Annotated in this window: 1 protein-coding gene; it reads right to left on the reverse strand. The window is 62.2% G+C overall.

All coding sequences use genetic code 11. The features are described 5' to 3' along the window. Positions 1-20 precede the first annotated feature (20 nt). Positions 21-947, reverse strand: a 927-nt coding sequence (locus QMG25_RS20330) for an ISAs1 family transposase (RefSeq protein WP_283462944.1), incomplete at its 5' end; no start/stop codon positions are given.

Consider the following 947-nt stretch of genomic DNA (forward strand, 5'->3'; position numbering starts at 1 on the left):
CAGGGCCTCTGCAAAGTCGTTTAGCTGATATTTAGGCCGGCGAGTTTGAGGGCGCGGTGTGGGTAGTTGCGGGCTCCGCGGGTGGCTTTGGCAAGGTTCGTTTCGCCTTCCAGACGCAGAATCGTGATCGCGATGTTCCTCAGGGAGGCCATGATTCGGGGTGCGTTCCCTCGCCGGATCTGACTGGCATCCTCGCGCCACGTCACGTCCCGGCGGTAGTGGAGACCGTTTTCAATTCCCCAGTGTCCGCGGATCAAAGAGCCTATGAGCTCCGGTTTCCCCAGTGCCGGGGTCAGTGAGGTGACGACGTAAACTGTCTCGGTTGACCACTTCCGGGTACCGATGGGCCGGGACTTGCGGGTGATCTGGGCTGCCTGGGCGGCGTGGGGGAATTTGATTCCGGCATCGACGCTGACGCACTTGACGGTCCGCTCGATCTCGCGACCGTTGGCGGTTTCACGGGTCTTGTTCCCGGCCCGGACCCGCTTCCACGGCAGGGCACGCAGTTGGTCATGGAGTTTGGGCTGATTCGCTTTCACTGTCAGTACATAGTGGGCTCCCCGGGAGTGCAGATACTGGGCATGTTCCCGCTGCGTATGCAAGGCGTCAGCAGATATGACCACGCCCTTCAGGTCCTTGATCCCCTCCAACAGGGGCTTGAAATAGGTGATTTCATTGTGCTTCTCGGACACGTTTTCCTGCACGAGCACGGCCCCGGTGGCGTGGTCGATGCCGGCGAGGAGGTGGACCCTGGTGCCACCGCCGTTCTTGGCACCACGGACTTCTTTGCCGTCTATGGCTATTGCCGCCACCGGTGTCTTGGACTGTGCCCATGCCCCGGCCAGCTGGTCCAGGGCGTCGGCATCCAAAACCTGAAGCACCCTGGCCAACGTTGTCGCGTGCGGGGTGCCAATGCCAAGGGCGGCGAGCTGGTCCCGGGCAGTGTC

Origin of the sequence: Arthrobacter sp. H35-D1 (genome assembly GCF_030063185.1) — a bacterium.
In the GTDB taxonomy this organism is placed as follows: domain Bacteria; phylum Actinomycetota; class Actinomycetes; order Actinomycetales; family Micrococcaceae; genus Specibacter.